At 38.7% G+C, this 8,027-nt stretch carries 8 protein-coding genes and 1 pseudogene; 5 read left to right on the top strand and 4 right to left on the bottom strand.

From position 1 onward, the window contains the following. Positions 1-81: 81 nt before the first annotated feature. Positions 82-348, bottom strand: a pseudogene (locus B091_RS12210) (3'-5' exonuclease family protein); the annotation flags it as partial. A 284-nt stretch (positions 349-632) separates the two neighbouring features. Between B091_RS12210 and B091_RS0111090 the strand changes: the two are divergent. Next, on the top strand, positions 633-1,475 hold the full coding sequence (locus B091_RS0111090; protein ID WP_018110066.1) for an outer membrane protein assembly factor BamD: 843 nt from the start codon (positions 633-635) through the stop codon (positions 1,473-1,475). A gap of 97 nt (positions 1,476-1,572) precedes the next feature. Here B091_RS0111090 and B091_RS12940 read toward each other — a convergent pair whose 3' ends face one another. Genes B091_RS12940 through ruvA form a run of 3 tightly spaced genes read right to left on the bottom strand, consistent with a single transcriptional unit; the run spans position 1,573 to position 3,336 of the window. Beyond that, positions 1,573-1,704 carry a hypothetical protein gene (locus B091_RS12940; RefSeq protein WP_018110065.1) on the bottom strand — a complete coding sequence of 44 codons (132 nt, stop codon included), beginning with the start codon at positions 1,702-1,704 and terminating at the stop codon, positions 1,573-1,575. Between the two features lie 3 nt (positions 1,705-1,707). Beyond that, entirely contained in the window at positions 1,708-2,715 is a 1,008-nt protein-coding gene (locus B091_RS0111080) for a DUF3843 family protein (RefSeq protein WP_018110064.1), read from the bottom strand. A gap of 21 nt (positions 2,716-2,736) precedes the next feature. After that, positions 2,737-3,336, bottom strand: coding sequence for a Holliday junction branch migration protein RuvA (ruvA, locus tag B091_RS0111075; RefSeq protein WP_018110063.1), 600 nt, complete (start codon positions 3,334-3,336; stop codon positions 2,737-2,739). 155 nt (positions 3,337-3,491) lie between these two features. Here ruvA and B091_RS0111070 point away from each other — a divergent pair, with 155 nt between their 5' ends. From B091_RS0111070 to B091_RS0111055, 4 genes are all read left to right on the top strand, one after another. Next, positions 3,492-4,391, top strand: a complete 900-nt coding sequence (locus tag B091_RS0111070; RefSeq protein ID WP_018110062.1) for a diaminopimelate dehydrogenase — start codon at positions 3,492-3,494, stop codon at positions 4,389-4,391. 41 nt (positions 4,392-4,432) lie between these two features. Continuing rightward, the gene (zupT, locus tag B091_RS0111065; RefSeq protein ID WP_018110061.1) at positions 4,433-5,236 is read left to right on the top strand and encodes a zinc transporter ZupT; all 804 of its coding nucleotides are present in this window, start codon (positions 4,433-4,435) and stop codon (positions 5,234-5,236) included. A gap of 91 nt (positions 5,237-5,327) precedes the next feature. After that, on the top strand, positions 5,328-5,780 hold the full coding sequence (locus tag B091_RS0111060) for a PH domain-containing protein (protein ID WP_018110060.1): 453 nt from the start codon (positions 5,328-5,330) through the stop codon (positions 5,778-5,780). 728 nt (positions 5,781-6,508) lie between these two features. Beyond that, entirely contained in the window at positions 6,509-7,945 is a 1,437-nt protein-coding gene (locus B091_RS0111055; RefSeq protein WP_169331178.1) for an Mfa1 family fimbria major subunit, read from the top strand. Positions 7,946-8,027: the final 82 nt, after the last annotated feature.

Genomic DNA, 8,027 nt, shown 5'->3' with positions numbered 1-8,027 from the left:
CTATCAAACCATTGAAGAATTTAACAACAAATACAGAGAACAGAATATTAATAATGTCGCTTAACTAGTTGTGCGAAAAAAGTTAGGAACTCCAAAAGGTAAACCTTCTATATGTGGTTCTATCTGTTCCCATACTTTGGGAAAAACGGCTTCATTTTCGGTGTCTTCATCTGTCAATCTATGAATCGTACTGTTCCAATAATTAAAGTAATTTGGTTCGGGTTGTATAAGGCTATAGAAACGATCGGTTATGATACCATCTCGCGCAACGACAATACCTACGCTGCATACACTAGATAGTTCTTCGTTGGCTGTCTCAAAATCTATGGCTGCAAAATCCCGTAACATTTCTAAATTATTTATCGGATAAAATTAGAAAAATAAAATCTCAAAAGAAGAATTTAGGTCTCGGAAAATACTTATCTTTGAACAAAGAGCTATTTGAATCCGATGGAAGAATATTGCAGATCAAAGTACCTCGATGGTTTCTAAATCGTAACCCATTTAGTCTTGACGAGAGGTCAAGATGTTGGTAATTAAAAGAGTATGAGTTTTGTGATATCTTGATATGCAAAGGTACAAAAAACTGATATTATTTGTATTTTTGCTTATAAATAAATAAACATAGCACCATGCGTAAACTACTAATGCTTTTTATATCAGTGGCTTTCATTTCGGGATGTGGCCCATCTCAAGATGATAAAGCCTCAAAATATCTCGACGATGCTAAAGCTTCGTTAGAGCAAGGAAACTACACCAAAGCTAAGCTTCAGATTGATAGTATCAAACTTTTATATCCCAAAGCTTTCGAAACCCGTAAAGCAGGAATACGTCTGATGCTAAATATAGAACAAGAAGAACAACTCAGAGGTTTAGTCTATCTTGATAGTTTGGAGCAAGCTAAGCTAATCGACTTCGAGTCAATCAAAAGTAAATATAAACTTGAGAAAGACGAAAACTATCAAGAGATAGGCAACTACATTATGCCCACCCAAACCATTGAGAGGAATATCAATAAGACCTACCTCCGTTTTCAGGTCAACGAACTAGGCGTAATGAGTATGACCTCAATCTACTCTGCACCTCGTGGACTAGGCCATCACACCATAAAAGTGGCAACTTCCGATGGTAGCTTTGCCCAGACTCCTGCTTCTACAGATACTTTTGTATCGACTAACTTGGGGATAACCACCGAAAAGTCCGACTACAAACTAGGAGCAGATGGTGATGTCATTCCTTTTATTGTCAATAATAACGACCAGAAAATAACGGTTACCTTCATGGGCGATAAAAACCACAGCTATACCCTTAGCCCAGTCGAAAAGAAAGCTGCTGTAGAGATTAGCGAATTGGCTAGCACCCTACATACGCTAACAGAGATCCAGAAGGCTAAACAAGAGGCCAACTTAAAGCTCCGTTTTGTAGAGAAGAGAATGGCTCATAACGATTCGGTAGACAGCCAAGAAAAGAAATAATAGTTCCCTTACAGCCACATATAAAACGAGAGATAAGATTGAGAAACATCAGTTTCAATTCTTACCTCTCATTTTTATATCCTATTCTAGACGTCTTTTATTTTACACGTCTATTCAGCTGATTCTTTGCTTTGGCAGGCTTCGATTTACCCACACGTTTGCCAACAGCTTTAGTTTTCGACTTGCTGGCTGGTCGAGGGGGTTGCCCAGATGATTTGCTTTGTGCCATGGCTTATTCTCCTTCGTAAAACTCTTCGAGATACCAACGGGTTATAAAGTCCATATTCTCACGCAAAATAGACTTACCGTTTTCGAATGGTAGAACTGCATGTTCCAGATAGCCGTGCTTCGTACCATATTTTAATAGATCGTAAGGACAACTTCCTTTTTCTATATATAATAGGTGTGAATCTTCTTCGGCCCAGGTTTGATTAAAGAGTGCATTCTTTTCAGACTCAAAATAAACCGCAATCTCTGGAGCCAAAAGAATTCCCTTGGCATTGGCATAAACCACAAAGTTTTTATAATACTTCATCTCGGGCATAAGCTGCTCTTTCTTATTTTCCCATTTGAGTACATCGACCAAGAAAGCAAGCAGTTTATCGTAAGTATCAATAAACACCAGCGGATAACCTCCTGTAAACTCCAACAGTCTTTTTGCACTATCAGATTTACAATCGGCAATATTTACCGAAGGTAGGCTTGTCATCTTCTGCGCCAACACCGAAGCATCCATTATCCAATCATTCGACATCCCCTCGGTAACGGGAGCATCTTCGAAAGCCTCATCAAGCCAGTTGTAAACCTGCTTTGCAAGCTCAAGTAACTGCTTGTCGAAAGGATCGAAAAGGATGTAATCGTCACCAATACGCTCTTGAGGTATGGCCATAAAAGACCAAATCACAAATTGAATATCAGCTAAGTTTGTCTCGTCTTCCAAGTAATCGTCTCCCTGAACAGTATAGAAAGGCAAAGGTTTGCCGTAAAGTTCCTTCATGCGATTTCGGAATCGACACCAGCCGCCGTTCTCAGAAATACTATCTTCAAGATAGACTGCAAAAAGCAAAGCCAGGTCTTTGTAGTCTTCAGCCGTAAAGTCGGCCAATAACGGACTATCTTGGAGTTTGTCGACCAAGTTTTGTGCAAAATTGAGATACCAAGCATCGTCAGCATTGCTTTGTGGATTGGTATGCAAAGACAACCAGTCTTGCATATAGATTTTGAAGCTTCTATTTTTCATCTAAGTAATAAGTGAGATAATCTATAATCTTTTAAGAGCAAACTTAACCACTTGCTCAATGGTATAGGCTGGGTCTTCTTTTAGCAAATCTTGCACAACCTTTCGGGTAGGTGCAGGAGCAAAGCCCAACATGGTTAGTGCCGAGATAGCCTCATCGAAAACAATACGACCTGCTGGGTCGGCTTGCCCCAAAGTCAGCTTGCCATCAACCACAATAGAGGTCGATTTGACCTTATCTTTGAGGTAAACAATCAGACGTTCGGCTGTCTTCTTACCAATGCCCTTAACGGTCTGTAGTATTTTTACGTTCTCTGTACCAATGGCATCGACCAATTCGGCAGGGCTAAGAGCCGAAAGAATCATGCGAGCTGTATTGCCACCTACCCCCGAAACGGAGTTAAGCAGAAGAAACAGTTCACGTTCTTCTTTATCGAAGAAACCAAAGAGTTGGTACGCATCATCACGAATAGCCTCATGAACATAAAGCTTGCAATCGGGCTTTCCCTGAAGAGCTGAAAAGGTATTGAGCGATATGCTCAAACCATACCCTACCCCTGAACATTCGACCACAGCAGAAGTTGGTGTAAGTTCTGTCAACTCACCTTTTACATATTCTATCATAAAGGCTATTATTTATTAAGATTTTCTAGCTAAACCACCCCATTTAGTAAGGAGCACTGCATAAACTTTAACTATGCAAAAGACTAGAAAAATGAATTAATTAATTATTTTTGAAACAAAACTAATTAAATTCAAATCATTAAGCTAGCAAAATTATGAAAAAAACAAAAGCAGCGATTATCGGTTACGGTAACATCGGAAAGTTCGTTTTACAAGCATTGCAAGCATCTGCCGATTTTGAAATTACAGGAGTTGTTCGTCGTTCGGGTGCTGAAGATTTACCTATAGAGCTAACGCCCTATAAAGTGGTTAAGGACATTAAAGAGCTAGGCGTCGTTGACGTTGCGATACTCTGTACTCCAAGTAGATCTGTAGAGTCTTATGCTAAAGAAATTCTTGAACTAGGTATTAACACGGTGGATAGTTATGATATCCATACCGGAATTTTAGCCCTAAGAAAAGAGCTAAACACAGTAGCCAAAAAGCACAATGCCGTATCTATCATCTCTGCAGGTTGGGATCCTGGTAGCGACTCAATTGTTAGAGCACTTCTTCAAGCTATGGCCCCCAAAGGAATCACCTACACCAATTTTGGTCCAGGTATGAGCATGGGACATACAGTAGCTGTAAAAGCAATCAAAGGTGTAAAAAATGCACTTTCGATGACTATCCCTACAGGAACAGGGATTCACCGTCGCATGGTTTATGTCGAAATTGAAGATGGAATCTCTTTTGCTGAGGTTGAAAAAGCCATCAAAACTGACGACTATTTTGCACACGACGAAACCCACGTTATAAAGGTTGACTCCGTTGACGACCTCAAAGACATGGGACATGGCGTACATCTGATTCGCAAAGGAGTTTCGGGACTTACCCAAAACCAACTTTTCGAATTCAATATGACTATCAACAATCCTGCACTAACTGCACAGATTTTGGTAGCCTCTGCTCGAGCAGCAGTTCGCCAACAACCAGGAGCTTACACAATGATAGAAATCCCCGTTATTGATCTACTTCCTGGAGATAGAGACGAATGGGTTAACAAACTAGTCTAATAACTTGTTATAGGTAAATAGCTTTAACAAGTATCACAAACATGGACATAACTTCTGACAAAATATTATTTGCATTTTTTCTAACTACCATTGCTGGTCTATCTACCGGCATTGGTAGTTTGATTGCTTTAATAGCAAAACGCACAAACACCAATTTCTTAAGCCTTTCACTGGGTTTCTCTGCTGGTATCATGATTTACGTTGCCTTTATGGAGATGATGCCCGAGGCTATTAACAACCTTTCGTCCATTTATGGCGAAAAGAAAGGTACACTGTTTTTAATCCTATCCTTTTTTGCAGGTATTGCAATTATCAATTGCATTGACTTCCTGATCCCCGAATCAATCAACCCACACGAGATACAAGGTGTGGAGGATATGGACGACAAAACCCTTCACATGAAGCGGACAGGGATTGTTATTGCACTCTCGGTTGCAATTCACAACTTCCCCGAGGGTATCGCTACCTTCACTTCGGCATTGAGTTCACTCGATGTGGCTATCCCAATTACGGTAGCTATAGCGATTCATAACATCCCCGAGGGTATTGCTGTTGCTGTACCGATTTATCACGCCACAGGAAGCAAGAAGAAAGCCTTTTGGTATTCCTTTCTTTCGGGGCTGTCGGAGCCAGCTGGTGCATTGATTGCCTACCTGTTCTTAATGAACTACTGGACACCTGCCATCAACGGGATTGTACTTGCTGGGGTTTCGGGCATTATGGTATTTATCTCGCTCGACGAACTTTTGCCAAGTGCAGAACGCTATGGCAAGCACCACCTATCTATAATAGGACTTGTTTCGGGAATGTTCGTTATGGCCATCAGCCTATTCTTATTTATCTAACAAAACACGAATATGTTCTAAAACAGCGCCTATACGTATGGTGGATAATAGAATTTACTTTACCTTGCTAGACTAACACAATAACATTTACATGAAATATTATTTTAAGCCCGACGGATTTGTCATCATTATCAGTGTAGTCGTCATTTTGACCCTTGCCATGACCATCAGCATTATTCCTTGGAATAGTGTAGGTAGCATGGTATTGTTCTGCCTCATAGCTCTCTGCTTGGTGTACGGACTTGCTGTGATGCCCATCTGGATAAAAGTAACCGACAAAACCATTCGGGTACAACAACTACTGGGTCATAAAACCTTTAAGAAAACAGATATAACTATACAACCTATCGAAAAAGCAAACCTAAAAGGCTCAATTCGAGTTTTTGGTAGCGGGGGATATGGAGGTTATACGGGCTGGTTCCGCAATAAGCACTTGGGCAAATATTTTATGCTAATTCTCAACCAAAAGGAATTGGCTCTAATCCAAACCAAGAGTGGTAAACAATATGTGATTAACTACCCACACCAGCTACTAGACAACTAATAAACTATTATATATAGTTATTCAAGCCACGAGTATAATACTCGTGGCTTTTTTATTTCCCATTTTTCAGCAATCCCTAAAAGTAGCTGAAGACAGTGGGCTTAGCTTAAAGGTAAAATGACCTATTGGTTTAAGACAAACGACCTACTCGCCTGGGGTAAATGACTTACTTGTTTCAGCTACATCTCAAACTAATACACATAAATCAACCTCCATTAGCTCTTGAAAAGAGACACTGAATATAAACTTATCATCAGAAACTTAAACAAAAACCTTCCATTAGTTCTAAATGCACGCCTACCACTTACATATAAATGCGAGTAATACCCACAAAATGCCTAAATACATAATTACATAAATAAACATATGTAAATTCTCTGAAAGGCAATGCCATAAATAAACTAGTGAATCCACATTCTACATATTAGACTGATTGACTCTCAGCACACTAAAGAAATACAGTTAATACAAGTCAATTATGTAACATGTTTGAAATATAACAAAAAAGTAAAATCGCACCCACAAGCCACACAACTCATTTATGTGTCATTTATGTGCCATTGTTGAAATATAATAAAACAGCAGATTTAGAACAATTGATTGAAATACTCGTTACATAGACCAAACAAGTATTACATTCGTGTTAGCAAAGATGCTGAGCATCAAACGCAAACAAAAACTAAAATTTGAATAACTAGGTAATAATCCAAGTTTATTTTGTCTAATATATACAATTACACAATAGGGTAATAAAATATCCAACAAATGCCAAGCGTAATAAACATGGCATATTTACGATTATAAACCGAAAAAGTTCAAACAAATATAATTCACAATTTAATCAAAAAAACATTTATGAAATTAGTAACTTATTATTAGCAGGACTGGCTGTATTTGGCTTAGCTGCTTGTAGCAATGATGATTCTGTTCCGACGGATAAGAATGTAAACGCAGAATTTGACACGTATCTAACTGTTCAGCTGGCCACCCCACCAGCAACCTCAACTAGAGCTGATACAGATGAAGAAACTACAGCTAACGATCAAAAGATTGAAAGTTTACACATCTACCTAGTCGAGAATGGCATGATCCAGTATTCACACGCCACGACCCAAATCGACGAAAACCGCACAACAGAGAAATTCACAGCCCCTGAAGGTACATATAACCTTGTTGTAATAGCTAACCCTGTAGATGTGCTAAGAAAATCTGGTTCTATTTCCAAAGTTATAGAAACGGAAGGACTTGCCTCTGTATTAGCAGGATACCGAGATGGTAAATTCTTAATGGTTTCTGTTAATAACAGTACAAACATTAACGAGTTGGGAACATCTGTAACCATAGATGCAACAAGCACAGAAAATAAGCCCGCAGAGGGATTAGCAAAGCTTGACCGTTTAGCTGCAAAGATATCAGACAATACAGTTCTTGAAAAAGTAGAAATAGCTAAAACTGTGACAGACGCGGTAGGAGCTATAAAGGTAGATGGTTTCTTATTGGTAAACTCAAAGATAAGTTTCAATCTTTTCCAAGAATGGACAGACTCAAAAGGTTCTATAATTGGTAAATACATAAATTCTCCTAAAGAAGGAGATCTTGATGATATAGTATTGCCTTTTGAAGAATTCACAGTGGTAAGCCTAGATGAAACAACAAAAGATATTACTGGCATTATAAAAAACACTCAGTCAGATAAGTTTAAAATTAGAAAATCTGTATATACTACAGAGAATAGACCTGCTTTCCTTGAGCTTACAAAACTGACCTCAGGAATGGGTGAAACTACAGGTGTTGTTTACCAAGTAACAGCAAACGGTGGTGTTACGTTCTACACTGTTGGCGGTATAGTCTATAAAAGTTTTGCTGAGGTTAAAGCTTTGCCTGCCTTTAAGAATGACGAGAATATAACAGAAGAAGACTTGGGTTCTCTACGTGTAAAAGGCATTAAGGTATATGAAGATGGCCAAATGTATTATAGCTATTTCATAAAGGACAAAGATAATAAAGTAAACTATAAGGGTACAGCAGATACGCAGTATAACGCAGTATACAGAAACTCTTCTTACAAATTAAAAATCAATAAAATTACACATATTGGCGATGACGTTCCGGGAGGAGGTAAAGTTACTCCAGAAAAGACACTGTCTCAGGAAGTGTGTAAGTAAATCAAGCTTGGGTTGGGTTATTATTATAACCTGACCCTTTCTTTGTAAATAATTAGGAACTGATTTAAAATTATGCCCCAGT

This window comes from Bacteroides propionicifaciens DSM 19291 = JCM 14649, from assembly GCF_000375405.1.
Taxonomy (GTDB): Bacteria; Bacteroidota; Bacteroidia; order Bacteroidales; family Bacteroidaceae; genus Bacteroides_E; species Bacteroides_E propionicifaciens.
This window is presented reverse-complemented; position numbering and strand designations above follow the sequence as displayed.

Bases quoted from the DNA above. Each gene is read 5' to 3' on its own strand.
- B091_RS12940 (WP_018110065.1), bottom strand. From the start codon at position 1,704: ATGGCACAAAGCAAATCATCTGGGCAACCCCCTCGACCAGCCAGCAAG.
- B091_RS0111060 (WP_018110060.1), top strand. From the start codon at position 5,328: ATGAAATATTATTTTAAGCCCGACGGATTTGTCATCATTATCAGTGTA.
- B091_RS0111080 (WP_018110064.1), bottom strand. From the start codon at position 2,715: ATGAAAAATAGAAGCTTCAAAATCTATATGCAAGACTGGTTGTCTTTG.
- B091_RS0111090 (WP_018110066.1), top strand. From the start codon at position 633: ATGCGTAAACTACTAATGCTTTTTATATCAGTGGCTTTCATTTCGGGA.
- zupT (WP_018110061.1), top strand. From the start codon at position 4,433: ATGGACATAACTTCTGACAAAATATTATTTGCATTTTTTCTAACTACC.
- ruvA (WP_018110063.1), bottom strand. From the start codon at position 3,336: ATGATAGAATATGTAAAAGGTGAGTTGACAGAACTTACACCAACTTCT.
- B091_RS0111070 (WP_018110062.1), top strand. From the start codon at position 3,492: ATGAAAAAAACAAAAGCAGCGATTATCGGTTACGGTAACATCGGAAAG.